Raw genomic sequence first — 24969 nt, forward strand, 5'->3', positions numbered from 1 at the left:
TAGGATAGGTTCCCCGAATGGCGAACTTGGAAGAATTACTTCATCAGAGGTTGGCTTCGGCATTCGAGGCGGTGGTGGGCGCACCCGTCGACCCGGTCATTCGACGGTCCCAGCACGCGCACTTTCAATCGGATGCCGCCCTGTCACTGGTGCGTAGGGTCGGTGACAATCCGCGCGAGATTGCCGGCAGGGTCGTCGAGGCGGCCCAACTCGGTGATCTTTGCTCCTCAGTGGAGATCTCGGGGCCCGGCTTCATCAATCTGACGTTCGCCGACGACTTTCTTGCGCGCCTGCTCGTCGACATGGTCGGTGATGAGAGGCTCGGCCTGTCGCAGGCCAAAGCCCCCGAGACCATCACGATCGACTACTCCGCCCCGAACGCCGCCAAAGAGATGCATGTCGGGCACCTGCGTTCGACCATTATCGGCGACGCGGCCGTGCGCCTCCTGGAGTGGCAGGGGCACACTGTCATCCGACAGAACCACATCGGTGAGTGGGGCACGCCCTTCGGCATGCTCGTCGAGCACCTGCTGGACATCGGAGAATCAGAGGCTGCGCACGAGCTCTCGGTCGGTGATCTCAACGGCTTCTACAAGGCCGCTCGCGTCAAGTTCGACGCCGACGAGACGTTCAAGGACCGGGCCCGCAAGCGGGTTGTCCTGCTGCAGAGCGGTGACGAGACGACACTGCGTCTGTGGAAGACGTTGGTGGACGAGTCGAAGAAGTACTTCATGACCGTCTACAGCATGCTGGGCGTCCGCCTCGCCGAAGAGGACTTCTTCGGCGAGAGCTACTACAACGACCAGTTGCGGTCCGTGGTCGACGAGCTTGACGAGCTCGAGCTGCTGCGAGAGAGCGAAGGCGCTCAGTGCGTGTTCCCGGAGGGCTACACGAACCGTAACGGCGACCCGCTGCCGATCATTGTCAAGAAGGGCGACGGCGGCTTTGGTTACGGCGCGACTGACCTCGCCACGATCCGACACCGCCGACGGAACCTCCATGCCACCCGCCTGCTGTACGTCGTCGGTCTGCCCCAGCGCCAGCACCTGGAGATGATCTACGACGTCGCTCGGGACGCCGGATGGGTCGTCCCACCCGCCCGCGCCGAGCACGTCGGTCACGGGTCGATCCTCGGTGACGACGGCAAGATGCTGCGCACCCGCGCCGGCCACTCGGTGAAGCTGGTGGACCTCCTCGAGGAGGCCGTGGTGAGGGCGGCCGGAGTGATCGCGGCGAAGAACCCCGAGCTCGACGAGGACGCCCGTGCCGCTGTCGCGCGTGCGGTCGGAATCGGTGCCGTCAAGTACGCGGATCTGTCCACCGATCGCACGAAGGACTACGTCTTCGACTACGACCGGATGCTGTCGTTCGAAGGCAACACCGCTCCCTACCTGCAGTATGCGCGGGCCCGGATCTGCTCCATCTTCCGCCGCGCCAGCGTGGAGACGCCGCTGCCGGGCGTCGACAAGCTGGTCGTCGCCGAGCCCGCCGAGCGTGCCCTCGCCCTCGAGCTGCTCGCATTCGGCAGCGCCGTCGCCGAGGTCTCCGAATCGCTGGAGTTCCACAAGCTCGCCAACTACTTGTACGGCTTGGCGGCCGTGTTCACCAGCTTCTATGAGAAGTGCCCTGTCCTGCGTGCCGAGGGTGACGTCAAGCAGAGTCGACTGGTCCTGTGCGACATCACCGCTCGGACACTGGAACTGGGCCTGGGTCTCCTTGGGATCGAGGCCCCGGACCGGATGTGATCCGCGGGCTGAAATGGCTCACGACCAGCAGCCACGTCAGCATGGCCTGCCGGTCCGCCTCGCCGTCCTCTTCGATCACCCGTTCCCGCGCGTATGCGCGGACCAGGTCGTGGAGGCGATAGCGCGGTTGGCCGGCCTCGTCCACGCCTGCCGATTCGATCAGATGCATGGCCAGCAGATCGTCCACGATGGCTGCTCCGAGATCGGCCGCCACCACCACAGGGCCGGACCGGCGCCTGCCACCATCGGCATCGACGGCATCCGTGCCGGTCCTGGGGAGGCCCGCCGCGGTGGCGAAGACCCAGGCCGGAACGTCCGGTGCGTCGAGCAGACAGACCCTGCGCAGCACGCGCCGGTGCTCCGCCGTCAGTGCGCGGTACGACAGGCCGATGCTGGCCCGTACGTCGAGATCCCCGGTGGCGAACAGGTCCAGTCGTCGGCCCTCGTCTGCCAGCTCGGCCGCCGCCGTCGCCAGCCCACGGTCGGGGCGGGCCTTGAGACGGCTCGCCACGATCCGTACGGCCAGCGGCAGCCCCGCGCTGCACCGGACGATGTCGGCGGCCGCTGCTGGATCGCGCATCACCCGCTCTTCGCCGACAACTAACCCGAGCAGACGTAGCGCCTCGGCGTCGGAGAACGAACCCAGCTCCAGCCGTTGTGCTCCCTCCAGACCGGACAGTGGGCGGCGGCTGGTCACCAGCACGACGCTGCCGGCGCCGGGGAGCAGGGGCCGCACCTGCGCCTCGTCCGCCGCGTCGTCAAGCACGAACAGATAGCGGCGGTCAACCGTAAGCGAACGTAACAGTGCCGAACACTCATCGGGGTCCTGCGGAACGGCGGAGTGTGGCACACCCAGCGCCCGCAACAACTGTCCCACCGCCTCGGCCGGGGCAGGCGGTGCGGAGAGACCATGCAGGCGAAGGTAGAGCTGCCCGGCGGGGAAAGCGGCCCGAAGCCGGTGTGCGACATGGACGGCGACCGTGGTCTTGCCGGCGCCGGCTGCCCCGGACAGCACGACCATGGTGCGCTCACCGCTCCTCCCGACCTCCTGGCACGCCGCTATCAGTTCACTGACGACGTCAGCGCGACCGGCGAAGTCAGGGATACCGGCGGGCAGGGTGCACGGCGCCCGCCGTGCCGGCTCGGGGTCCACCGGTGCCGCCCGCTGCTGCGGCACCGAGAATTGGGTCCCCTGCAACTGGGCCAGGACCGCATGAGTCGCTCCTGCCCGCTCGGGCCTGGCCGGCGCCGGGTCCGGCGGGGCGGGCACCGTCCGGACCACCTCACCACGCAGCACGGACTGATAGATGGAGCGCAGTTCAGCTCCCGGCTCGGCGCCCAACTCCTCGACGAGCCGTCGCCTCATCGCCGCGAACACCTCCAGCGCTTCGGCGTCACGTCCGGCTGCATGCAGGCCACGCATCAACCCTGCGGCGAGCGGCTCCGCCAACGGGTGCTCGCCGATCAGCGCGTGGACCCGGGGTATGACCGCCTCATGGTTGCCCAACTCCAACTCGATCCGAGCCCAGGCCACCACCGCCTCCACCCGGTAGAGGTCGAAGTGCGCCCGGGTCCACGTCGCCCACGATCCGTCCACGCCTTCCAGTGGGCGTCCCCGCCACAGTTCGAGCGCCTCGCGCAGCAGCACCACCCGTGCGCCGTCGTCCAGGTCCTTGCTGAGCGCCAGTTCAGCGAGCCGGCGGAAGCGAAGCAGGTCGACCCCGTCAGGATCGAAGTCGAGGAGGTACCCACCGGCGTGGCGCTCCAGCTGCACTGGAGAGCCGTCAGCCTTCGTCGTGTCGGCCAGCAGCCGACGGATACGCGTGATGTGCGCGTAGAGGGCGTTTCGGGCCGCCGCCGGTGGGGACTCGTTCCACACCCGGTCCACCAGCGTGGACACCGCCACCGGCTGGCCGGAGTCCACGGCCAGGGCTGCGAATACGGCCCGCTGCTTGGGTGGTCCAAGATCAATGGCCTGTCCGCGGGCCATCAGTTCCACAGCCCCGAGCAGTCGAAGCTCCGCCACGCCTCCCCCAGACGTATTTTTTGCCTTATGGATCACTTAATAATGGGCTCATGTAATGGGCAAACCAGTGCGAATGTCAAGTGACTTACGTGGACGAGTTGTGTGTGGGATAGATCTTCCTCCGTGCCTTCGGAGTCACACCCCCCGCCGCGCTAGCCGGCATCGGCACCGTACACACCACTGACTGATGCATTCCGCTGTCCGTCTGGAGGCCGCGGGCCGGCCAGGTCCACCGGCCACCGTCAGCTCGACCCGGTCCGCATGCCGGATATCGCCTTCCACAAGGACCCAGGCGTCTGGAAAGTCTCGACCCTCAAAAATTCCGCACCGAACCGCAACCGATATTCGCCTTCCAAGACATTCAACAACTGCACCATTCCCAGGGAGTCGAGTCCAAAGTCGCGCAAGGGCAGGTCCTCGGCGAGTTCTTCTTCCATCGACAGGAACGGGAGCTCAGCTCGCAGCAGGGTTTCGAACCGGCCATCCCACATGATTACCCCCAGTGTTTCTACCCCGGAGCGCGCCGGAGCGATTCCTCCGAATGACGCGACCCCCTCTTGACGGCGCGCGTCAGCATGATGACAGCAAATGAGGAAGCCCGACCAGTGAGTTCGGGCGTCAGTCGTGTCCCGGTGAGGCGCGAAACCAGGCAGAGACTCTTCGGCGATCACACGAGTACCAGACTTCTATCCCGGCCCGGCATATTTTCGTTGCTGCGCAGAGTCCAGCACTCCACGCGTGCGGCCCGCATCGAGATGGACTGGGAGAGAAGAGTTCGGTCTTGAAGGACGGCGACATCCAGGCGAGCACCGCGACCGTGTTTCCGGGCATGGGTCCCACGCGGTTCACCGACGTGGGAAAATTTCTCCTTCTCGACCCAGCGGCCAGAAAACTGCTCGAGAGAGCCGACAAGCGGCTTGGCTACTCATTGATGGACCGGTGGTACGGAGTGGAGGACGACTACTCCGAATACGCGCAGGTCGCTTTCTTCGTGAGTTGTGTTGCCATGGCTGAGTGGGCCGAGCGTGAGCTCGACGTTCAACCGGACGTCTGTGCCGGGGTCAGCTTCGGTGAAAAGCCTGCCGCTGTGTATGCCGGGTCCCTGTCGTTCGAGGACGGGGTTTGGATGACGGCCGCTCTGGCCCGTTGCATCGATGCGTATTTTGCCGACGAGCATGGTGACGTGGTGACTCAGTCGCTCGCTCGAACACCGCAGGCGCGACTCGAGGAGGTACTCCACGAACTTGCCGATCGCGGGGAGTGGTACGACATCTCCTGTCGCCTCGACGACGACGTCCACATGGTGTCGGTCAGGGAGAGAAACCTCGGTTGGCTGGTGGAAAGCATCCGTGGCCTCGGCGGCCTGCCGCTTTATGCCATGCGGCCGCCGATGCACTCGGTGCTTTTCGAAGGCCTTCGGTCCCGGGCCGAGGAGGAGGTCCTCGACCGACTCGCCTTCGAACCACCTGCGCTGCCCCTGGTGACCGGACAGGCCGGGAAGCTGGTGCAATCCGCCGAGGAGGTACGCGCCATGCTGGCGGGGAGCTTCGTACACCCCGTGGACTGGCCCGCCGTTCTGGCCACGCTGCGGCAGTGGGGAACCAAGACCCTCTGCGTCTCCGGTCCCGACAACCTGTTCGGCCGGGTGAGATGTACGACGAGCGGTTTCGAGGTGATCGCCGCAGCCCCCGTGCGCGTCCTTCAGCACCGTCGGCGGCCGGTCGGCCCATGAGGCAGTGAGCCGCCAAAACGGCGTGCATGCCGATTTTCCCTCGTCCGACGGAGTTCACCGTGGCAACAGCCGGCGATCACGCCCTACACTCGCGCTTCCTACGGGGACTCGCGGCTTCCCCGCTCGGTGTGGCTGTGCAGGTCGGATCCGATTCCCTGACCTACACACGGCTCCACGAGCGGGCCCTGCTGTGGGCGGGCGCGCTCGCCGGAACGCGCCCACGAGCGGTGGGCGTGCTCTGTGCCAAGGGCCTGACCGCCTACACAGGCGTCCTGGCGGCACTGTACGCGGGTGCCGCCGTAGTGCCGCTGCGGCCGGACTTCCCCTTGACCCGTACGCGGGAGATGCTCGCCCTGTCGGGGGCCTCGGTCCTGATCGTCGACGACCGGGGTGCTGAGGTACTGCCCGGCCTGCTCGAAGGCCGTTTGGCCCCAGCGGTGTTCTCTCCCGATGACGAGGCCACAGGCACCCTCTCGGCGCACGCTGAGCAGGCCCTGGAGCAGCCGCTGCGGGTTGCGTCTGATGATCCCGCCTATGTCCTGTTCACCTCGGGCTCCACGGGACGGCCCAAGGGTGTGGTCGTGTCGCACGGCGCCACCAGCCACTACTTCGGGCTGCTGGACGCACGGTACGACTTCACTCCGGGCGACGCGTTCTCTCAGGCCTTCGATCTCAACTTCGACTGCAGCATGTTCGATATGTTCTGCGCCTGGGGTGCGGGCGCCCGACTCGTGGCGATCCCACCGCAGGCGTACGTCCACCTGCCCGCGTTCCTGGCCGAGTACGGGATCACCGTGTGGTTCTCCACACCGGGCACCGTCGGGCTGGTCCGCGGAGCCGGTGGGTTGGGTGTCGACAGCATGCCAGGGTTGCGTTGGAGTTTCCTCGCCGGCGAGGCCCTGCAGTGCCGTGATGCTGCCGACTGGCAGCGGGCCGCACCCGGGTCGGTACTGGAGAACCTCTACGGTCCGACCGAGCTGACCGTCACGATCGCGGCACATCGGTGGTCCGAGGAACGTTCATCGCTCATGGCCGTCAATGGCATCGTCCCGATCGGGGCTCTGAACCAGGGGCACGAGTACCTGCTTCTCGACGAGGCGGGAGAGGTGACCGGGCTGGAGGGCGAACTCTGTGTCACAGGGCCACAGATGAGCGCGGGGTATCTCGATCCCGCCGACGAAGCCGACAGATTCGTGGAGAGCGACGGCAGGCGCTGGTACCGCACCGGCGATCGGGTCAGGGAGATCGACGACGGCGAGCTTGCCTACCTCGGCCGAACGGACTCTCAGGTTCAGGTCCATGGCTGGCGGGTCGAACTCGGCGAGGTGGAGCACGTGTTGCGGACGGATGCGACCGTGGACGACGCCGTGACGGTCCCCGTCGAGGTGGGTGGGAGCGCGGAACTCGTAGTGTTCTACACGGGCAGCGTCCTGCCTGCCATCGAATTCGCCCGCCGGCTGCGTCGCACTTTGCCCAGCGGAATCATCCCCCGGTTCTACCATCGCCTCGATGCGTTCCCCCTCAACTCCAACAAGAAGGTCGATCGTTCGCTGCTGACCGTGCGTGCCCGAGAACTCTTCTTCTCCGACAGAAGCGAAACACGGCCGATACGACAGAAGACATCCGGAGCGCAACGTTGAACATGCCAGATGCGGTACGGCAGGGCACGCTGGTCCACTCTTCTCTCGACGAGGCTGTTGCTGAGGTTCCCGACAAGCACGCGATACGCGATGCGAAGGGCAGGTGGTCCTATCGCGCGGTGGCTGAGTACAGCCATGCGTTCGAGGTCTGGCTCGAAGGTCAGGGCCTCGTCCCGGGTGACGTTCTCACGGTCCAACTTCCGGCGAGCCGCGAGCTGGCCGCGATGTTCTACGGGGCTTGCAGGCGTGGCGTGATCTTTGCCCCGCTCAACCCGGAGATGAAGGCCTTCCAACTGCGCTCCGTCCTCGCCGGATCGAACCCACGACTCGTCGTGGGCACTGCCGCCGCCGTCGCTCGGATCCGGGACCTCACATCGGCTCCGGTCCACGACCTCCAGTCGGTGTGGAGTCATGTGGAGACGCTGCGCACGCAGGGCAGTAGAGCTGATCCAGTACGCGTGCGCCCGGAGGACGTCGCGGCTCTGATCCACACCTCGGGCAGTACGTCGGCACCGACGGGAGTCATCGTCCCGCATGCCCAGATGACGTTCGCTTCGGCGGCCATCATCGCCGTTCTCGGGTATAGGCGCGACGATGTGGTGTTCTCCCGCTTTCCCATGTCGTGGGACGTCGGCCTGTACAAATTGCCCCTGGCCTGCCTGGGCCGCTCGGAGCTGGTGCTGGCCGATGGGGAGTCGGACCTCGTGCTGCTCAGACGGATGCATGAAGTCGGCGCGACCGTGGTACCGATCGTTCCGTCCCTGGCCACGTTGATCGTCTCTCTCGCCGAGCGCGAGAAGGGGACGCTGCCGCCGGTGCGCATGTTCACCAACACGGGCGCGGTCCTGCAGCAGGGGACGATGGCCGAGTTGCGCCGGCTCTTTCCCACCGCCACGGTGGTTCGCCAGTTCGGCCAGACCGAATGCAAGCGAATCTCGGTCATGCCGCCGGACGAACAGCATGAACGCCCGGGTTCGGTCGGCAAACCGCTGCCCGGTACACGTGTGCTGATCCTCGACTCCCAGGGCTCAAAGCTGCCCGCAGCGGAGACCGGCGAGATCGTGGCTGTCGGCCCGCATGTGATGCCCGGTTACTGGCAGGCGCCCGAGCTGACCGTCCGCAGCTTCCGCAGCGATCCGCGCACTGGTGAAACACGGCTGCACACAGGCGACTTCGGATGGCTGGACGATGACGGATATCTGTACTTCGAGGGCCGGCGCGACGACATGTTCAAGCGCAAGGACATCAGAATGAGCACCTTGGAGATCGAAGCCGCCGCGATGGACATCCCCGGCGTCCGGGCCGCCAGCGCACTGCCGCCGACCGTGGAGCGGGATCTCGCACTGTGCGTGGAGGCTGATCTGCCTGCCCGGACGGTCCTGCGCGAACTGGCCAAGCGCCTCGAACTGGCGAAGGTTCCGGCGCTCTGCCATGTCGTGGCCGCGTTTCCCCTCACCGCGAACGGCAAGCACGACACCCGGGAAGTCGAACGTCTGATGGGTGGGATCCGGCCGTGAGCGTGATCAACGAGTGGTACGCGGAGCTGGCCGCGCGGTTCGGTACCCCGATGTACGTCTACGATCTCGACCGGGCCGTGGCCGCGCGTGACAGTCTGGTCGAGGCGCTTCCCGAGGGCTTCGAGGTCTACTACGCGCTCAAGGCCAATCCGCACCCGGATGTCGCCCGGGCTCTTCATGAGGGGCCGGGTCACGGGTGTCGGGCCGAGATCAGTTCGAGCGGTGAACTGTCGGCAGCGCTCGCCGCGGGGTTCACCGGGGCGGAGTGCCTCTACACCGGTCCCGGCAAGATCGATGCCGAGTTGAACGAGGCGATGGAGCGTGGGGTGCGGATATTCTCGGTCGAGTCCTTGTCCGACGCCAGGCATGTGGGCCTCGCCGCGTCCCGCCACGGTACGGTTGCCGACTGCCTGCTGCGGATCAACGCCCCGGCGGGAGGAGCGTCGACGGGCATCCGGATGATGGGCAAGCCGTCCCAGTTCGGTATCGACAGCGAGACCCTGCCGGAATCGATGCATCGGCTCACCACCGTGCCCGGGACGAGGATCGTCGGGGCGCATTTCTACACCATGAGCAACGCGGCCGACGAAGCAGCTCTGATCAGTGAGTTCGAGTCGGCGATCGAGCTTGCCTCACGGCTGGAGAGCGAGCTCGGCCTGCCGCTGGAGTTCCTCGACATCGGCGGCGGTTTCGCCGCCCCGTATGCCGCGCCCGGCGCCCGCGCCGACTATCCACGGATGCGTTCCGAACTCGAACGCATCCTGGACCGGCGCCTCCCGCGATGGCGCACGGGCTCGCTCCGGCTTGCTGTCGAATCCGGGCGCCACCTAGTCGCGGAGAGCGGGTGCCTGTTGGTTCGCGTGGTGAACATCAAAGCCGGCCGTGGCCGCACCTTCGTCATCCTCGATGCGGGCATCAACGCGCTGGGGGGACTGTCCGGGATCGGACGACTGCTGCCCGCAGCGGTGCGGCTCGACGGCTGCGAGCAGTCGATGGTGGCCACACTCGCCGGTCCGCTGTGCACTCCCGGCGACACTCTGGGACACGACGTTAACCTGCCTGAACTCCAGGTCGGTGACATCATCGCCATTCCGAACACAGGCGCGTACGGCGTCACTGCCAGCCTGCTGGCCTTTCTCGGCAGGGAAGCGCCGTGCGAGGTCGTCCTACGGGGTGGTGAGGTGGTCTCTGTCTCCCGGCTCGACTATCAGCGCACGTACAGCGTCATGAAGCCAGAGAGCCTGTGACTGGGCGGTTGGGTGATGTGGGTCGGCGGGAGGAAGGTCTCGCTGCGATCGCTGAGGCCGTGCAGGTGTACCGGGAGTTGGCTCGACAGCACCCCGATGCTGTCCGCCCGGACCTTGCCGCAAGCTTGAATAACCTCGCTGTTCGGGTGTGGGAGTTGGGCCGGCGAGACGAGGCCCTCGCCGCACTATCCGAGTCCATGGAGATTTTGAGAGTGTTGGCTGAGACACAGCCTGAGCTTCATGGAGGGGAGCTTGAGCAATCCCTTAGGGTCATGTCTTGGTTGCAGGCTGCCAACAGATACGGCCCCCAAGCGGCAATTTGAGAGAAAGTCCTTGCAGCCAGGCGAGCTTCGCTTGATCACCCACCGGTAGGTGCCTTGCCGGATTCCGTGCCGCCTGATCGCGGCGACGATACCGAGTGCCCGGACTTTCTCCCGGTGGACGTCGAGTTGTACCTATGCGACCCCGACCCGGACGTCCGCCCCAGCCGCCCTGCGTCGACCATCCGCTGGAGCAGCGGGGGAGCGGCGTACAGCGGTTCCTTGTACTCCTCGTTCATGTAGCCTCTCGCTCGCGGCAGTTGTTCTGCAGCCAATGCTTTGTCTCACTGGGCCAGAACCGCAGTTGTTTTCCTACCCGGAAGCTTGGTATGACCTGCCTCTCGTGATTGTCATAAACCCATGAGACGGGCTTTCCAAGAAAGTCCGCCAGGGTCGACACGGTCCACATCGATTGGTCCATCGCTTTCCACTTCCGTAGGTCGGGAGTGCGACACGCCAGGCGCGAATCGTGGCCTCACCAAATGGATGCGTGCACCGCCTACGGAGATACCGGCAGTCATGGCTTGCTCCCGGTGAGAGCGACGGTGATGGAGCTGGGGTAACGCATAGTTAGATGCGAGAGTGCCCGGCCGTGGCCTACCGGGCGCAACCACCTACCGGCGTCCGAAGTCAGCACCGATCCAGCACGACGCCCCCGACCGGACCGGAAGGGACGGCAGTGGAAGTCGGCACGAAGTCAGCATGGCCCGGCTCGGGCGCGTCCGGTGTGAACGAGCCCAAGCCGTTGACCTGCATGTTTGCCACCCCATCGTGCGTCTGCTGGGGCCCAGCATCCCAGTTCGAGAACATCTGGCTGCGGACTAAGCGTCACGATGCAAACGGCCAGGTCAAGAGCGGTTCCGGAGGCGTCTGCTACCTCTACTTCCCGGCTAAGCCAGCACCAACTCAGCACCGCGTTCTGCGGGAGCTGGGAATCCGCTGAGCATGTGCACTCCGAAGGTGGCCTCGACGACCTGACGGCAGCGCTCACTGCCGTCCAGGGTGAGGTGGCCGTACCGGTCCACCGTGATCTTGATGGAGCTGTGGCCCATCCACCGCGACAGCTCGTGGATGGGTACACCGTTGCTCAGGGTCACGGTGGCCCATTTGTGCCGCAGGTCGTGCGGGTTGTAATCGGGAAGCCCGAGGCGTTTGAGGGCGCGATTCCAGGACTTACGCAACAGGTCCGGGTAGATCATTCCCCCGACTTGATTCCGTATGGGGAGCCGTTCAATGAGCGGCTCCAGGGTGACGGGTGCAGGTATGTCACGCCACTCGCCCTTGCCACGCCCATGTTGTTCCCCTCGACCAGTCGACCGAGCCGCCAGATTAGGTCAGGCCTTCGACCGACCGGAAGCCGTTCATTCTGCACATCATTTCCGCCGACTGATACGTGCGAAAGCCGTTGGCAGGACGCCAAGTTGAACGGGAATCCGTGATAGGGCGACGTGCCTTGTCCAGATTGCAGCCAGGCAGTGTTCGACGGGCAGGTGACAGGCCGGAGCCATGTCATTCCGGCCCGGAAGCGAGCAGAACTTCCGTCCGGACGCCTTGTGGTACGCGAAGTCGGAGGGCGAAGTGCGCAGACATTTCAACGTCGGATCGATCAACTGCTGGTGCACCACACACAGTGCTCCGGCTCTGTCAGTTCCTGGCGCACCTGAGCGGCCGTGTATCGGGCATGCCATACGTCGTATCACTCGATGGGAGCTTCTCTCCAGGGGCTTTCAGAGACGGGGAGAGACGGTTGTTGGACGAGAAGGTGTTCCGCACCGATGATGTGCCGGCGGCAGACCGCTTGGCCTATTGGGCGGAGCGAATCAGAGATACCCATGCTCCTGTGCGCATGAGCAGCGACCACGCCCGCGACTTCCGGGCCACCCAGCGCATATTGGGCCTCGGTGCCGTGTCCGTGTGGCCGGCGACCTTCCAGCAGCTGGTCATCCAGCGCACGCCGAAACTGATCCGGCAATCCGACCCGGAGCTGTACCACCTCTCACTCGTCGTGAGCGGGACAGGGGCGTGTAGCTGGGACGATCACGAGGCCGTTTACCGGCTGTCCGACCTGCATATCAACGATTCTTCGGTGCCGTGGGAGATCCGCACCGGCAAGGAACCGGTGACGGTGGTGGGGCTTGAGGTCCCCAAGGCGATGCTGTTGCTGCCACGCGGCATGTCCTGGAGCGTGGTCCCACGGCGGGCGCCGTCCCACGAAGGGATCAGTGCACTACTGGCACGGTTTCTCACCCAACTGGTCGCGGACACCACCTGCTATCAGCCCTCCGACGGGCCCCGGCTGGGAACGGTCCTGACGGATCTGGTTACCGCGCTGTTCGCCCACGCTTTCGAGACCGAAAAAGCCCTCCAGCCAGAAACCCACCGACGGACTCTCATACTGCACATCAAGAACTTCATCCTGGAGCACCTGCGCGACGCACAGCTCAACCCGGTCGCCATCGCTGCCTCGCACCACATCTCCACCAGCTATCTGCACTGCCTCTTCGAGAGCGAGGAAGCCACGGTCGCCGCCTGGATCCGTCTCCGGCGCTTGGAGGCCGCCTGCCGCGACCTCACCGATCCGGCACTGCACACGCCCCCCATCGGCACCATCGCCGCCCGCTGGGGATTCCCTCGTGCAGCCGACTTCAGTCGTGCCTTCCGCACTGCATATGGAGTTACCCCGAGGGATTACCGGAACCAGGCCATCAGCCGCCGGAAGTCGACTCATTGCTAAGCGATCTGTGTACTGACTGCTAACGACTCTCCGGCGGGATTCGAAGATCATTGACTCACGCCGGGGTCGGCGCCAGGTCTCGCCGAAGACACCCAGCGAGGAGATTCTCGGTGGGCATAACGCAATAGTCGCCGCGACGTTGACGCTTGTGGTCGCTGCGGGTGGCGTGGTCACGGCTGGTGAGGCGTTTGCCGACGATGGTTCGTCGGCTGCTCCGTCGGGCGACTGGCCGCCGGTGAGCGCAGCGCGGTCGGCTCATACGCGTTCGTCAGTAAGTTTGGCTCGAGGTGACGGGGGACTGGGGGACTGGGGGACAGCCTCGCCACGTGTATCCGGCCCCGTGGTTCGCAGGTGTCCGGTCTGGTCTGCGGGGGATGTGTGCTTGCAATGGGGGAAAACGATGCTTACTGCATTGACGGCAAAGTCTGGGCCGGCTGATGGTGAGAACCACAATCCAGTCCCCGCTGGGGGACTGGACGATGTCCTGGAAGAAATCTACGGCCTGATCAGGGCCGCGGTGATGCGGGAGATAATCGCATCTCCCGGGACTCCCTCCTGACCGGTGTCGAGCCGGACAGTGCTGCGGTACTCGCCATGACGCAACAACTGGTGGCCGAAGCGCGGACGTCGGTCGACTTCGTGATGTCAGAGGACCTCGCTCCCGTGGACTGACATGTGCGCAGTGCGGCGCGCACAGCAGCCCACGTACCGATCAGGGTGTTGTGCCCGCCGACCGTGTCACACCCGGAACGCGACCCGGCCCCGCGCCCCAAGGGACGGCATCTACAGGTGCGGGTCACCGACGCACCTTTGCAGGGAGCTGTCATTGTGGATGGGAAGGTGGCCCTGGTGCGCTCCGGCAGCGCTGACGAACGCCGGGCTTTGGTCGTCCGCTCGCCCGAACTCACGTGCGCCATGCAGTCCTTGTTCGAGGCCGCCTGGCGCAGGGCGGCACCGCCGCGCGCCGCCGTTGGTACCGGGGCCCCGCAGTTCTCGGAGCCCGCCCGGCAGGTGCTGCTGTGGTTGTGTACGGGAGAGACCGACGATGTGGCAGCGCGCGCTGTCCATGTCGGTGCGCACCTACCGCCGTCACGTCGCCGAGATCATGCGCCTGCTGGGAGTCAAATCCCGATTCCAGGCGGGCGCACGCGCCATGCAGATGAGGCTGCTCGGCCCCGGATACTTCGACGTGCCGGGCTGGCCGGTGCCCTTTGCCCGTGGGGACAGGAGGGGGCAAGTGGGGCTTCGCGTACCGCTGCGCTCGCATGTGCCCATCGGGTCATGAGGGACGCAACGGTGAGGGAATATGGCTCTCGCGCGGAGCTCGGAAGGAACCCCTCCCGAGGTCGGACGCATCTCCTGAGGCCGAGCCACGGGGGCTCTCCCGCCGAGGGAGGGAAGGCCCAGGAAGAGGCGGAGCTGTTGTGCGGGGCGGTGGCCGGGGCGGCCGCGGTGCCGGCGGCAAGCCTGCTCGGGGGCACCGCGAGCGCCGCCACCTATCCGCACAGCATCGAGCGGGTCCCGGACAGGGCACCGTGTGCTGTCGCCACCCGGACAGCAAATGGGTCACGTCCTATGTGATCCACCCGTCGGGTCAGGCGAAGGGGAGCCGGACTCCAACGGGACCGCGGCCCCGTTCGCCGATGACACCGTGTACGCATCCGTACGCCGGGGTTCCCGATCTGTCGAGCCAGGTTCAGAGCGTCCGCGAAGTACGCCTCTGCTTCGTCGAGCCGGCCGATGCCTCCGTGATAGGTAGCCAGGTAGCCAGGTAGCCAGGTAGGCACGTGAACGCGCCGCGTGCTCGTAGTCGCCGATCTGGTACGCCAGACTGGCGCATTCCCCGAGATATTCGGCAGCCTGCTGGATGTCCCCTCGGTCCGCTGCCCGATCACCGAGCCGGAACAGCGACCTCACCTGGCCGTGAACGTCGCCTGTGTCCCGGTAGATGGCCGGTGCGGCCTCCAGAGGCTGAAGCGGGGCTGACGTGGGCCGCTCCTCGACGGGAGTTTCCGCGAGATCCATCAGGGCCTTGGCTTCCCGCTCCCGGCTGCCGACAGCACGCGCGCGCTCGATGTCCTGGCAAGCCTCCTGGGCGGCCTCAGCCATCCGGCCCGTGCGACGCGGCAGCGCCGCGATCGCCCCGCGGTGGGACAAGTCGGCAGGGCTGCCGGCCCGGGACAAGTTCTTGCTGTTGCGGAGGTACCTTTCGGCCCGGCGGAGGTGGCCGATCGCCATGTGCGCCTGGCCGGGATTGCCCGGGGCAGTGGCCAGGGCATGGCGATCGTCGATGATTCGCCAGAATGGGAGTCCATGGCGCAGGAACGGGATGGCGTCCCGGGGACGTCCGAGGTTGATGAGCAGCGTGCCCAGTGCCAGCTGCGCCAGGAACATCTGGTGCGGATTGCCGGCCTCGTGCGCTGTCCTAGCACTGCGCTGCAACAGATCGGTGGCACGCCGGCTGTCACCGAGGTGGCCGGCAGCCGTGGCCAGGTTGTGCTGAGACGTCGCCGTCCAGTCGGGTTTGCCGGCGCGGGTGCCGGCTTCGAGCACGCACTGGTAGACGCGTTCCAGGTCGGTCCAGTGGCTCCCGTGCCACAGAAAGGCTGTGAGCTGTGAAGCGAGGAGAACCAGCGGTTCCCCCACCTCGTGCTGCCGGACCATCTCCGTCATGGCCACGGCTCCCGGGCGGTCCGCGTGCGCTTCCGCGGAGATGACGTCGTCGACGAGCAGCAGCACTTTGCTGTGGGACAGCTTCGTGCGCAGTAGAGCTACTTGTTGTTCGCGTCCTTCGGGAAGTGGGTCACCGTGGGCAGGCAGCGCATGCAGGATTGCCGACACCAGATCAGCAGGCATCCCGTCGCCGGCAGCCAGTGCGAGGCCGATGTGGAATTGCCCGTGATCAACACCGCGCTGGAAGCGCGAGCCAAGGCGCTCGGCACCAGCCGGCCCTGCCTGTGAATGACCGAGGGCCGTGCCGTTAGGGCCTTGGCCTCGGTGCGGGGTTCAGGAACCTCGCCGCCGGTGCGGGCGGCGAAGTCGGCGTGGGCCTGCTCGACGGCTTGGGGGTGTGCCTCGCGCTCGCTGTGCTCGGCGAGCGCGAGGTAGATGCCGGCGACGGAGGGGTTCTGTCCCTTGCGCTTGTCCGACGTCCGCCAGCCCGCCTACTTTGCGCCATTGTCTTTATTGGGGCCCGGAACTGTGTCGTGGCGATGCATCCTGAACTGCTGCGTACGGAAAGGGCCGGGGGTTATGCACATCAGTGCCGAAGAGGCCAGGCGGGCAGGGGTGACCCAGATGCGCCTGGGGCGGCTGTTGTGCCTGTTGGGGCTGTTGGGTATCACCTACGCGGCCTACGGATTGATCATGGGCCGTCCGCAGTCCACCGTATTTCTCTTCGGCCTTCTTTCGATTCTCTACATTATCGGCGAGAGATATCGGCGAGAGTCTCTTGTGTACCTTTCCGAGTCCATTGCTCAAGAGTTCGGATTGCGCGGCCCCGCAACTCAGCGTGTAGAACCGGGGAGTGTTCAGCACTCCGGGAGACAGGGGCTGCTCGTGCGCTACGGGATGCAAATGGGCGTGATGTTGGTGAGTCTGGGAGCAATTATCATCTCTCCCACACTCGTCGCCGTCGGCAAGGAGTTGCGCACGGAGGAGCGTACGGCCGACTGGACCGACCTGATGGCACTTTCCGCATCTCTGGTCACGGTCGTGGCGGTGCTTTTCGGTGAAAACAGGGTCTACGCCATGGTGAACGCGCCCCAGGGAAAGGATCGTCCCGGATTCTTTCGGCCTGCCGCCGCGACGGCGGTGTGGGGGATGCTCGCCCTGCTTCCCCTGGCATACGTGTGCTTGCGGGGGGCGAGCGCCGACGGCGAGCCGGCCGGCCCGGATATATTTCCCGTCTACGGGGTGGCAGCTCTCTTGGCAACCCTGTGTCTGGCCCGCGGCAATCGCGTGATGCGCCTGTACGTGCGCGCGAAATGCTCCCGGGTGGTGAAATCCCCCGACGAGGTCCAACCGCATACTTTTTCCTTGCTGTTGAGGCCCTTCGACGAGGACGCGCCGCTCATGAGAGACCAGCAGATGTTCACCGCGAAGAGTCTGGTCAAGGGCTGGTTCTCGATCGGCGTCCCGGAGGAGCAGAAGATCTGCTCCGCCCTGGATTGGGCCGGCCCCATGATCGCCGTCGGCGTGCCCGGCGAGCAGCTGGCTCCCGATGGTGCCGCGCGCTTCTACCTCCCTCGCCATCAGTGGCATGCCACCGTGACGAAGATGATGCTGCGCGCACGCTTGGTGGTGTTGATCCTGGGAGACAGTGACGGTGTCGCGTGGGAATTGGCCGAGGCGTTTCGGGTCGTCCCACCGGAACGATTGATGCTGGTCGTTCCCGTTCGCGCCGCCGGATACACGACATTGCTGAGGAACGTTCGCGAGGCACTGCGCCCGCACCTCCGGGCGACGGAGCCGGTTCCGGATTTCCCCGATTACGGGGGAGGTTTCGGCTTGTCGTCGAGGGCTCAGGGGATCATCCACTTCACCTCCGGCTGGCGACCGATCTACGCGCCGCTGCGTGCGGGCTTCGCGCCGACGGACAGGCTGGTTCTGTCTCTGAGTCGGGCGAGTGTCCCTGTCGCCGCGCAACTACGCCGGTATGAGTCGGGGATGCCACGGGATGACGCGGGGAAACAGGACTGACAAGCGCCACCGGCCATCGAAGGAGGTGCAGTGGCGTCATCTGATCCGCACCAGCGGGCCGAGGTGCTGGAACTGTACAAGCTCGCCGTCGAGATGGCCGACCGCGTATCGGCGCGTCGCGGGACCGCCAACGCGTTCTTCTTGACTGTGCAGACCACGTTCGTCGCCTTGGTCGGTCTCGGTTTCCCGAAGCTGTCCGACGCTCCGTGGTGGGTGCCGGTGTCGCTGTTTCTGGCCGGCGTGACGCTCTCTGCGACGTGGTGGATGCAGCTGCGCAGCTACCGCGACCTGAACACCGCGAAGTTCAAGGGCATCAACAAGCTGGAGGAACGTCTCCCGGTCAAGATCTTCACCGACGAGTGGGAGCAGTTGCGACGTGACCCCATTCACGGTTGGCGCAAGCGCTATACGGAACTGGGCACATCCGAGCGCGTCATCCCCGTGGTGTTCGTCGGTGCGCATCTGCTGGTTTTGGTCGGCACACTGACGACGTGACTTACCTCGACCGGCTCGCCGGCCTCATGACAGTGTCCGGCAAGTCCCCCAGGTCCCGTCCGCTCCGCATGCGGTTGCCTCCTCTGCGTTCCGTACGCAGTGGAGGCAACCAAGGTGATCAGTACACAGACAGGGGACGGCGCCGGCGGCCATCCCGAGGAGCGACACGGCCTCTCATATCCTGGTCGTAAACCGGTCGTTGTGTACCAGGCCGAGGATCTGTCCCCGGGCGGTGACGCGTCGGCCGCCGGTGGTCGACGGCTGATGGACAACGTCCTGCCGCGGGGCGCAGGTCAGTCGAGCATGCCGAGTTCGGTGGCCACCCGTGCCGTGGCCGACCCGCCGCGACGTTGTGGTCCGTGGGCCGGCCGCGGCGCACCGGGATACGGCGCTTGAGCTCATCAGCGCTGCCTTCGGCGACGAGCCGTCCGCCGTCGAGGACCGCGATGCGGTCGGCGAGCTGGTCGGCCTCGTCCAGGTACTGCGTGGTGAGGAAGACGGTGACTCCATCGGCCACGAGGTCGCGGACGATGTCCCACATCGCATGCCGGCTGCGCGGATCGAGGCCGGTGGTGGGCTCGTCGAGGAAGATGATGCGCGGCCCGCCGACCAGCGTCATCGCGAGGTCGAGGCGGCGCCGCATGCCGCCGGAGTAGTGGAGTGCCTGCTGCTTGCCGGCCGTGACCAGGTCGAACTTTTCGAGGAGCTCGGCCACCAGCCGTCGCCCCGCCCGCCTGCCGAGGTGGTACAGATCGGCCATCATGAAGAGGTTCTCCTCACCGGTGAGCAGGTTGTCGACCGCGGCGAACTGTCCGGTGACGCTGATCGCGGCGCGGACTGCGTCGGCTTCCGTGGACACGTCGTGGCCCGCGACCCGGACGTCGCCACCGTCGGCCTCGATGAGGGTGGCCAGGATGTTCACCATGGTGGTCTTGCCCGCGCCGTTCGGGCCGAGCAGCGAGAAGATCGTCCCTGCAGGGACCTGCAGGTCGATACCGTCCAGAACCACCTTGTCGCCGTACGTCTTGCGCACGTGCCTGGCCTCGATGGCCGGTGGGGGCGTACTCACGGCCGACCCTCCCTTCGTCGTTGCCTCTGCGTTCCTTTCGCGTGCGTCAGGCATGGTGGACGTCCACGTCTCCGTAGACGGTCCGGGCACGTACCTTGACGGACTCCTCGGACTTCCCCGGGCCTTCGGAGTCGCGCAGCCCGTTCCGCAGAGTGCCGATCAGGCAGTGCACGTCGAGCCAGGCGGCGGTGCCGTCACGGACGCCTACGCGGACCGAGCCCGTGGCGGTCTCCAGGGCCACAGAGCCGCGCACGATCTCCCCGACTCTGAGGTTGCCGTTGGCGGTCTTGGCCTCCACGCGGGCGTGCGCCTGCTTGACGGAGAAGTCACCGTTCACGCCGGTGAACCGCAGATCGCCCATGACGGTACCGAGGCCGGTCGTGCCGTTGAGGTTCTTGACGGCCGCCGTACCGCCGATTTCGTTGCTCAGCACCTCGCCGTGCGAGGTGCTGAGCTCGGCGGCTCCTGTCACCCGGTCCACGGTGATGGCGCCGAGAGCCGTCTCCGCCTGCAGCGCGCCGGCCTCCTCCCATTCGATGTCACCGCAGGCGGTCTTGAACCGGCACTTCCCGAGCCGGCCCAGACCCTGCAGATGCCCCAGCGCCGTCTCGCCGCGACCATTCCTCCTGGTCGGCGGCGCTCATTGGACTTTCTGCTGAGGGAATTCAGCGTCCATGGTGGGGAAAGCGCATTGCTCATGGGGGTGTTGGCGCATTGGAATGTCATTCGAATGTCGAGGCCAAGGCGGCGGGGTTGCTCCCCAGCGTTGAGAAGGGGGGCGATATGGGGTCGCATGGCGATATTGACCTGGAGGAGCACCGGCCGGCCCGGCTGCCGGTCGCCCAGATCGTCCCCGGCTACCACCACATCCGGGTGGTGGCCCCTGCGCCGGGGATGGAGGCCGGGGCCGCGGTCGTCGAGATCACCGCTGGCCCGCCCCCGTCACGGCGGAAGACGACCCGCACGGCTTCCGGTTCACGAACCGGTACAGAAGAAAGCGAATGACATCCATGCTCGACGGCTGCACGCCCTGGCCCGAGGAGTTCGTCGACCGCTACTGGGCCGCCGGGCACTGGCGTGGCTATACGCTGGACAACCTGCTGCGCGGCTGGGCCCTGCAGTACGGACCGCGGACCGCGCTCGTGCACGGCGGCACCCGCATCACGTACGCGCGCCTGAACCGGCGCGTGGACCGCATGGCCGCCGGGTTCCGGTTGCGCGGCCTCCGGCCCGGGCAACGGGTCGTCGTCCAGCTACCGAACGTTCCCGAGTTCGTCATCACCGCGTTCGCGCTGATGCGCGTCGGCGCGCTCCCCGTGTTCTGCCCGGTCTCGCACCGCGCGGCCGAGGTGTCCCACCTCGTGCAGGTCACCGAGGCCGGCGGCTACGTCGGTCCCTCGACGTATCAGGGCTTCGACCACACGGCGATGGCCGCGGACATCGCGGCCCAAGGGCCCTTCCTGCGGCGGGTGTTCACTTATGAGGCGCCGGGAGCCTCGTCCCCGTACGGCGGCCTTTCGACCGACACGTCGGGCTGCCACTACTTCCCGCTGGGCTCCATCGACGCTCCGCCCGGTCCGGCGCCTGCGCAAAGCGCCGACCAGGTGGCGTTCTTCCTGCTCTCCGGCGGTACCACCGCGGCGCCCCAGCTCATTCCGCGCACCCACAACGACTACGCCTACCAGGCGCGGGCCGCCGCCGAGCTGGTGTCGCTCACCGAGAACGACGTGTATCTCGCCGCGCTGCCCGCCGAGTTCACCTTCACCTTCGGCTGCCCCGGCATCGTCGGCACCCTCTCCGTCGGCGGCACCGTCGTCCTGGTCGAGAACCCGGAACCCGCCGAATGCCTTGCGGCCATCGGACGAGAGCGGGTCACCGTCACCTCGGTGGTGCCCTCCGTCGCCCAGCTCTGGCTCGACGTACTTCCCACGGTCCAGGCCGACTTGAGCAGTCTGCATCTCGTGCAGATCGGCGGCGCGCCCTTGCACCGGGCGACCGCCGAACGGATGGGCCGCGAACTGGGCTGTCGCCTGCAGCAGGTCTTCGGCAGGGCCGAGGGGCTGCTCACTCTCACCCGGCCCGCCGATCCGGACGAGACCGTGCTCACCACGCACGGCCGCCCGCTCTCGCCCGACGATGAGATCCGCATTGTCGACGTCGACGGCAAGGACGTGCCCGACGGGGAGCCCGGCGAACTCCTCGCCCGCGGTCCGTACACCCTGCGGGGCTACTACCGGGCGCCCGACCACAACGCACGCTCCTTCACCACCGACGGCTACTTCCGCACCGGCGACCTCGCGCGGCGCACCCCGGACGGCAACCTGGTGGTGACCGGCCGCCGGCCTTGACGATCACCGCTGGGAACGTCCGCGACTGCACCCGGTTCGAGCAGGTCATGGACCGGGGAGGACACGAAGAATTCCGGCACCGGAAGCAGGCGCGCGAGGAGGCGGGGGGACTCGGGAAGGTGGTCCTGGACACCTACGAGCCCGAGGTCGAGCGGTACGGGGGACCGGCCGCCATCGGTCATGCCGAGTGCCTCCTCCACGCCGACAGCGAGTCCGTCGTCGCTCTGTCGGCCACGGCTCCCGACCGGCAGGCATGTCGCGCAATCACACCTGGTCATGGCCGTGTTGCCGGCCATGGTCCGGGCCGTTCTCCCGCTTCAACTCAGCGGGACAGGGCCTACGTCCCGGCCTACACCACACCGTGACCACACAGGCCCGAAGCCCTTGACTACACGGCCTTGGCCTTGAGGCGAGTGGCTCCGTGGCATCCGGCCACGGAGCCTCCGCAAAAACCCGTTGGCGAACCACGGCGACCACTGCTAATTTTCCCGAGGCCGTGCGAGAGAACGAGGAGGTGGTACCCGTGAACGTATTGACATGGGTGCTCCCCTCCGGGGTCACGGTCGGGCGATAGGTCGTCCGGGAGCGCCGTTCAAGAGCACTCCCGAAAGGCACGACCATGCAATTCACTTCTGAACAGCGCCTCGACGACGGTGTCCTCGAACGCGAATTCACCCTCGGCGAGATCCCCGGCACCCTGTGGACGCCTGGATCCGCACCGGCCCCGCTGATCCTCATCGGCCACAACGGCGGCCTGCACAAGCGGGAACCGCGGCTGGTGGCCCGGGCCCGGCACTCCGCGGCGTACGGCTACGCGGTGGCCGCCATCGACCACCCCGGGCACGGCGACCGGCCCCGTTCCGCCGTCGACGAGCAGGCCCGCACCGACCTCCGCCGGGCGATGGCGGCCGGCGAGCCGGTCGACGAGATCTTCGAGTCCTTCATCGTCCCGCTGGTCGAAAAGGCGGTCCCGGAATGGCAGACCATCCTGGACGCCCTCCTTTCGCTGCCCGAGATCGGCGGCCCGGTCGGGTACTCGGGGATGACCGCCATCGGCATTCGGCTGGCGGTGGTCGAGCCGCGCATCTCGGCCGCCGGTTTCTTCGCCGGGGGTTACGTGCCCCGTGCGCAGCGCGAGGAGGCCCGGCAGGTCACCATTCCGCTGCTGTTCCTGCTGCAGTGGGACGACGAGGGGAACCCCCGGCAGCGGGCCCTGGACCTGTTCGATGCCTTCGGCACCAAGGAGAAGACGCTGCACGCCAATCTGGGCGGGCACGCCGGTACCCCGTGGTTCGAGGTGAGCGACGGGGACCGGTTCTTCGCCCGGCACCTGAAGTGAGGCCGGGCCCTCAGGCCGGCAGCAGACGGTAGGCGGCGGCCAGGGTGCCGCTCATCGAGGACAGGTCCCGGCGCTCCGCGATGGCGGTGGCCGGCAGATGCACAACCGCCCCGATCGCGGCGGTACCTGCCATCGGCGGTACCGGCCGGTCGGGGCGGCGCTCGGCCACCAGTGCCTCCGCCAGCTCGGCCCACGCCGTGAGGCATGCCCCTTGCCCGCGGCCTGGGCGTCGGTCTGCCCCAACAGGATGCCATCCGCCGCATGGCCGACTGGGTGCTGAGCATGGGGCATACCGACGACCGGGGCACCCAGTGGCCCGGCCGCGTCGCCGCTTCCCCGGAGGTGCCCGGGGAGCCTGCCCCACCGTTCCGGCAGCGCCGGCCCTCCCAGGAAAGGGGCGCGAGAAGCACACTGGGTTGGTGTGAGGGGGCATCCGGGACCGCCTGGACTCTGTTCGTGGCCGGGCAGGCGCTCGGCGACCGCCGGATGACGGCCCTGGCCGGGGACGCGATCCGCGGCCTCGTGCACCGCCCGCGCGACGCGGCCGTGTCCGTCGACCCGGGTTTCTGGACGGCGCCGCCGGGATCGCCCTCGTCCTGGCCGACTACGCCGACGCCCGCCGAGGAGCCCCACTCGAGGACGCGAGCGGCTGCGACGCAGCGTTCCTCATGAGCTGAAGCGATCTGCTTCCGGGGGCGTCGTGCTCCATTCGGCTGTTCCTGTCCCCGTCGGCTAGCTCGTCGACCGGCCGAAGAACTCCAGCTCGGCGATGGCCACTTGCTTGTCGTCCGCGGCGCCGTAGGCGGAGTGCAGCACCAGCCGTACGGTCATCGCGTTCCGTACGACCACATCGATCTTCTGTACCCCGCCGTCGTTGAGCCGGGGGTGCGAGATGTGCTGCTTGCCCGCGGAGTCGGTCACGATCAGGTCGAACTCGCGCGGCCGGGCCGGGTCGGCGGCCTGCGGGGTGCGTGCGGAAGCTCCGGGGGTGATCAGAATGTTGAGCAGGTCGGTGGGCTGGCCGAAGCCGGCCTGCAGGTACTGGCCGTCCGAGGCGCCTGAATAGCCCGTCCCCCACCAGGTGTTGGAGTAGCTGTCGAACGCGAGCTTCGCGCCGTTCTTGGGGCCGGAGTGCGAGGCCTTCCAGGTGGTGGCGGGTACGGGAACGCGCTTGGCGAAGTGGTCCTGTACGGCCCGCGCGGCCGGCGGCCCCCCGATGATCCCCCCGACCACAACGGCCGCGATCACCGCCGCCACCACTGCCCGGATGATCCACCGGGTGCGGTCGCGGTGCAGCCGCGGCCGCTGCCCGGCGTACGGGCCTTCGGCGGTCTCGCTCGCGGTGTCGGCGAGGGGGTTGGCGCAGCTCCGGCAGAAGTGCCGACGCGGCGCGTTGAGCGTTCCACAGCTCGGGCACGGTGAGCCGTGCTCGGGCTCGGGGGCCGCCTGCGGGGTACGGACCCGGGGCCGGGCCGCGTCGGGACGGCCCGGCAGCACGCTGCCGGGTGCCTCGGGAGGCGGAGTGGGGGAGGCGGCGTCCGGTACGGGGACCAGGAGAGCGCGGATGCCGGTGTCGGAGACGCCCCCTGCGCCGGCCGGACGGGGCGCGGCCGGACCGTCCTGGCCGTCCGGGCTGCGCCGGGACCGGGCCTCGCCCCCGTCGTGTGCGGTGGCCGGCGGGAGGGGGGCGGTCGGGGCTGCGTCGGTGCCCTGCTGCGGAACGGCGGCCGCGTGGGTGCCGTCGCCGGGAGCGGGAGCGGGAGCGGGAGCAGTGGGAGGGGAAGGGGGAGCGGCCGGGGGTGTTGCGGGTGTGGTGGCGTCGGGCCGTACGGGCCGGCCCGGGGTGCTCGGGCCGGGGGCGGATGCCGGGGCGTTCGCGGCGGGGGCGGTGGGAGTCGGAGGTGCCGCGGCGGTCGGACGCTCCGGAGCCGCCGTGGGCGACGGCGGCGTCGGCCGGTCCCAGCGCAGGAAGGCTCCGCAGGAGTCGCAGAAGGACTGGCCTGTCTGGGGGGCGGGGGCGCCGCAGTCGGGGCAGGTGGTGTGGTCGGTGGCCATG

23 protein-coding genes and 2 pseudogenes are annotated in these 24969 nt (G+C 67.3%); 16 read left to right on the forward strand and 9 right to left on the reverse strand.

Going from position 1 to position 24969, the window contains the following annotated elements; genetic code table 11:
* The first annotated feature begins 17 nt into the window (after positions 1-17).
* Complete coding sequence (gene argS / locus AB0D04_RS26960) at positions 18-1745, forward strand: arginine--tRNA ligase (RefSeq protein ID WP_362708151.1); 1728 nt, start codon at positions 18-20, stop codon at positions 1743-1745.
* On the opposite strand, the gene AB0D04_RS26965 is transcribed toward argS, so the two are convergent.
* Positions 1681-3771, reverse strand: a complete 2091-nt coding sequence (locus tag AB0D04_RS26965; protein WP_362708154.1) for a BTAD domain-containing putative transcriptional regulator — start codon at positions 3769-3771, stop codon at positions 1681-1683. The two genes, argS and AB0D04_RS26965, sit on opposite strands and share 65 nt — an antisense overlap.
* A gap of 242 nt (positions 3772-4013) precedes the next feature.
* A complete protein-coding gene (locus AB0D04_RS26970) occupies positions 4014-4442 on the reverse strand; it encodes an acyl carrier protein (RefSeq protein ID WP_362708156.1) in 429 nt (142 codons plus the stop codon).
* 110 nt (positions 4443-4552) lie between these two features.
* Between AB0D04_RS26970 and AB0D04_RS26975 the strand changes: the two genes are divergently transcribed.
* The 5 genes from AB0D04_RS26975 to AB0D04_RS26995 all read left to right on the forward strand — a co-directional run bounded on the left by AB0D04_RS26975 (position 4553) and on the right by AB0D04_RS26995 (position 10230).
* Positions 4553-5503, forward strand: coding sequence for an ACP S-malonyltransferase (locus tag AB0D04_RS26975; RefSeq protein WP_362708158.1), 951 nt, complete (start codon positions 4553-4555; stop codon positions 5501-5503).
* A 26-nt stretch (positions 5504-5529) separates the two neighbouring features.
* Entirely contained in the window at positions 5530-7143 is a 1614-nt protein-coding gene (locus AB0D04_RS26980; protein WP_362708160.1) for an AMP-binding protein, read from the forward strand.
* A gap of 2 nt (positions 7144-7145) precedes the next feature.
* Positions 7146-8660: an AMP-binding protein gene (locus AB0D04_RS26985; protein WP_362708213.1), complete on the forward strand. Its 1515-nt coding sequence runs from the start codon at positions 7146-7148 to the stop codon at positions 8658-8660.
* A 50-nt stretch (positions 8661-8710) separates the two neighbouring features.
* A complete protein-coding gene (locus AB0D04_RS26990) occupies positions 8711-9907 on the forward strand; it encodes a type III PLP-dependent enzyme (protein WP_362708215.1) in 1197 nt (398 codons plus the stop codon).
* Between the two features lie 65 nt (positions 9908-9972).
* Positions 9973-10230: a hypothetical protein gene (locus AB0D04_RS26995; RefSeq protein ID WP_362708217.1), complete on the forward strand. Its 258-nt coding sequence runs from the start codon at positions 9973-9975 to the stop codon at positions 10228-10230.
* A 128-nt stretch (positions 10231-10358) separates the two neighbouring features.
* Here the strand turns inward: AB0D04_RS26995 and AB0D04_RS27000 are convergent.
* Positions 10359-10466: pseudogene (locus tag AB0D04_RS27000) on the reverse strand (3-hydroxyacyl-CoA dehydrogenase family protein); the annotation flags it as partial.
* Between the two features lie 557 nt (positions 10467-11023).
* Here AB0D04_RS27000 and AB0D04_RS27005 point away from each other — a divergent pair.
* Positions 11024-11170: pseudogene (locus tag AB0D04_RS27005) on the forward strand (peptidase C39 family protein); the annotation flags it as partial.
* Here the strand turns inward: AB0D04_RS27005 and AB0D04_RS27010 are convergent.
* Positions 11118-11426: a tyrosine-type recombinase/integrase gene (locus AB0D04_RS27010; protein ID WP_362708163.1), complete on the reverse strand. Its 309-nt coding sequence runs from the start codon at positions 11424-11426 to the stop codon at positions 11118-11120. The pseudogene AB0D04_RS27005 and the gene AB0D04_RS27010 sit on opposite strands and share 53 nt — an antisense overlap.
* 548 nt (positions 11427-11974) lie before the next feature.
* Between AB0D04_RS27010 and AB0D04_RS27015 the strand changes: the two genes are divergently transcribed.
* Both AB0D04_RS27015 and AB0D04_RS27020 read left to right on the forward strand, forming a co-directional pair.
* Positions 11975-12961 (forward strand): helix-turn-helix domain-containing protein, encoded by a 987-nt coding sequence (locus AB0D04_RS27015; protein WP_362708165.1) that lies wholly within the window; start codon positions 11975-11977, stop codon positions 12959-12961.
* 1045 nt (positions 12962-14006) lie between these two features.
* A complete protein-coding gene (locus AB0D04_RS27020; protein WP_362708167.1) occupies positions 14007-14246 on the forward strand; it encodes a hypothetical protein in 240 nt (79 codons plus the stop codon).
* 281 nt (positions 14247-14527) lie between these two features.
* On the opposite strand, the gene AB0D04_RS27025 is transcribed toward AB0D04_RS27020, so the two are convergent.
* Positions 14528-15700 (reverse strand): tetratricopeptide repeat protein, encoded by a 1173-nt coding sequence (locus AB0D04_RS27025; protein WP_362708170.1) that lies wholly within the window; start codon positions 15698-15700, stop codon positions 14528-14530.
* 69 nt (positions 15701-15769) lie between these two features.
* Between AB0D04_RS27025 and AB0D04_RS27030 the strand changes: the two genes are divergently transcribed.
* The 3 genes from AB0D04_RS27030 (at position 15770) to AB0D04_RS27040 (ending at position 18157) form a co-directional block, all read left to right on the forward strand.
* Entirely contained in the window at positions 15770-15922 is a 153-nt protein-coding gene (locus AB0D04_RS27030; RefSeq protein WP_362708172.1) for a hypothetical protein, read from the forward strand.
* A gap of 327 nt (positions 15923-16249) precedes the next feature.
* Positions 16250-17662 carry a hypothetical protein gene (locus AB0D04_RS27035; RefSeq protein ID WP_362708175.1) on the forward strand — a complete coding sequence of 471 codons (1413 nt, stop codon included), beginning with the start codon at positions 16250-16252 and terminating at the stop codon, positions 17660-17662.
* A gap of 30 nt (positions 17663-17692) precedes the next feature.
* Positions 17693-18157, forward strand: a complete 465-nt coding sequence (locus AB0D04_RS27040) for a hypothetical protein (protein ID WP_362708177.1) — start codon at positions 17693-17695, stop codon at positions 18155-18157.
* 118 nt (positions 18158-18275) lie between these two features.
* On the opposite strand, the gene AB0D04_RS27045 is transcribed toward AB0D04_RS27040, so the two are convergent.
* Entirely contained in the window at positions 18276-19280 is a 1005-nt protein-coding gene (locus AB0D04_RS27045; RefSeq protein ID WP_362708180.1) for an ATP-binding cassette domain-containing protein, read from the reverse strand.
* Entirely contained in the window at positions 19273-19698 is a 426-nt protein-coding gene (locus AB0D04_RS27050; RefSeq protein WP_362708182.1) for a hypothetical protein, read from the reverse strand. The genes AB0D04_RS27045 and AB0D04_RS27050 overlap by 8 nt, the downstream gene beginning before the upstream one ends.
* A 311-nt stretch (positions 19699-20009) precedes the next feature.
* On the opposite strand from AB0D04_RS27050, the gene AB0D04_RS27055 reads away from it, so the two are divergent.
* From AB0D04_RS27055 to AB0D04_RS27070, 4 genes are all read left to right on the forward strand, one after another.
* On the forward strand, positions 20010-20231 hold the full coding sequence (locus tag AB0D04_RS27055) for a hypothetical protein (protein ID WP_362708184.1): 222 nt from the start codon (positions 20010-20012) through the stop codon (positions 20229-20231).
* On the forward strand, positions 20228-21574 hold the full coding sequence (locus tag AB0D04_RS27060) for an AMP-binding protein (protein WP_362708187.1): 1347 nt from the start codon (positions 20228-20230) through the stop codon (positions 21572-21574). Before AB0D04_RS27055 ends, AB0D04_RS27060 begins: the two co-directional genes overlap by 4 nt.
* On the forward strand, positions 21571-21939 hold the full coding sequence (locus tag AB0D04_RS27065) for a lantibiotic dehydratase C-terminal domain-containing protein (protein WP_362708190.1): 369 nt from the start codon (positions 21571-21573) through the stop codon (positions 21937-21939). The genes AB0D04_RS27060 and AB0D04_RS27065 overlap by 4 nt, the downstream gene beginning before the upstream one ends.
* A gap of 254 nt (positions 21940-22193) precedes the next feature.
* Complete coding sequence (locus tag AB0D04_RS27070; RefSeq protein WP_362708193.1) at positions 22194-22913, forward strand: alpha/beta hydrolase; 720 nt, start codon at positions 22194-22196, stop codon at positions 22911-22913.
* A 10-nt stretch (positions 22914-22923) separates the two neighbouring features.
* Here the strand turns inward: AB0D04_RS27070 and AB0D04_RS27075 are convergent, their stop codons facing one another.
* Positions 22924-23082, reverse strand: coding sequence for a hypothetical protein (locus tag AB0D04_RS27075; protein ID WP_362708195.1), 159 nt, complete (start codon positions 23080-23082; stop codon positions 22924-22926).
* A 563-nt stretch (positions 23083-23645) separates the two neighbouring features.
* Positions 23646-24968: a zinc ribbon domain-containing protein gene (locus AB0D04_RS27080; protein WP_362708198.1), complete on the reverse strand. Its 1323-nt coding sequence runs from the start codon at positions 24966-24968 to the stop codon at positions 23646-23648.
* Position 24969: the final 1 nt, after the last annotated feature.

Origin of the sequence: Streptomyces sp. NPDC048483 (assembly GCF_040651455.1) — a bacterium.
Taxonomy (GTDB): domain Bacteria; phylum Actinomycetota; class Actinomycetes; order Streptomycetales; family Streptomycetaceae; genus Streptomyces.

Bases quoted from the DNA above. Each gene is read 5' to 3' on its own strand.
- argS (WP_362708151.1), top strand. From the start codon at position 18: ATGGCGAACTTGGAAGAATTACTTCATCAGAGGTTGGCTTCGGCATTC.
- AB0D04_RS26980 (WP_362708160.1), top strand. From the start codon at position 5,530: ATGCCGATTTTCCCTCGTCCGACGGAGTTCACCGTGGCAACAGCCGGC.
- AB0D04_RS26985 (WP_362708213.1), top strand. From the start codon at position 7,146: ATGCCAGATGCGGTACGGCAGGGCACGCTGGTCCACTCTTCTCTCGAC.
- AB0D04_RS26990 (WP_362708215.1), top strand. From the start codon at position 8,711: ATGTACGTCTACGATCTCGACCGGGCCGTGGCCGCGCGTGACAGTCTG.
- AB0D04_RS27010 (WP_362708163.1), bottom strand. From the start codon at position 11,426: ATGATCTACCCGGACCTGTTGCGTAAGTCCTGGAATCGCGCCCTCAAA.
- AB0D04_RS27020 (WP_362708167.1), top strand. From the start codon at position 14,007: ATGTGGCAGCGCGCGCTGTCCATGTCGGTGCGCACCTACCGCCGTCAC.
- AB0D04_RS27045 (WP_362708180.1), bottom strand. From the start codon at position 19,280: ATGCCTGACGCACGCGAAAGGAACGCAGAGGCAACGACGAAGGGAGGG.
- AB0D04_RS27055 (WP_362708184.1), top strand. From the start codon at position 20,010: ATGGGGTCGCATGGCGATATTGACCTGGAGGAGCACCGGCCGGCCCGG.
- AB0D04_RS27060 (WP_362708187.1), top strand. From the start codon at position 20,228: ATGACATCCATGCTCGACGGCTGCACGCCCTGGCCCGAGGAGTTCGTC.
- AB0D04_RS27070 (WP_362708193.1), top strand. From the start codon at position 22,194: ATGCAATTCACTTCTGAACAGCGCCTCGACGACGGTGTCCTCGAACGC.
- AB0D04_RS27080 (WP_362708198.1), bottom strand. From the start codon at position 24,968: ATGGCCACCGACCACACCACCTGCCCCGACTGCGGCGCCCCCGCCCCC.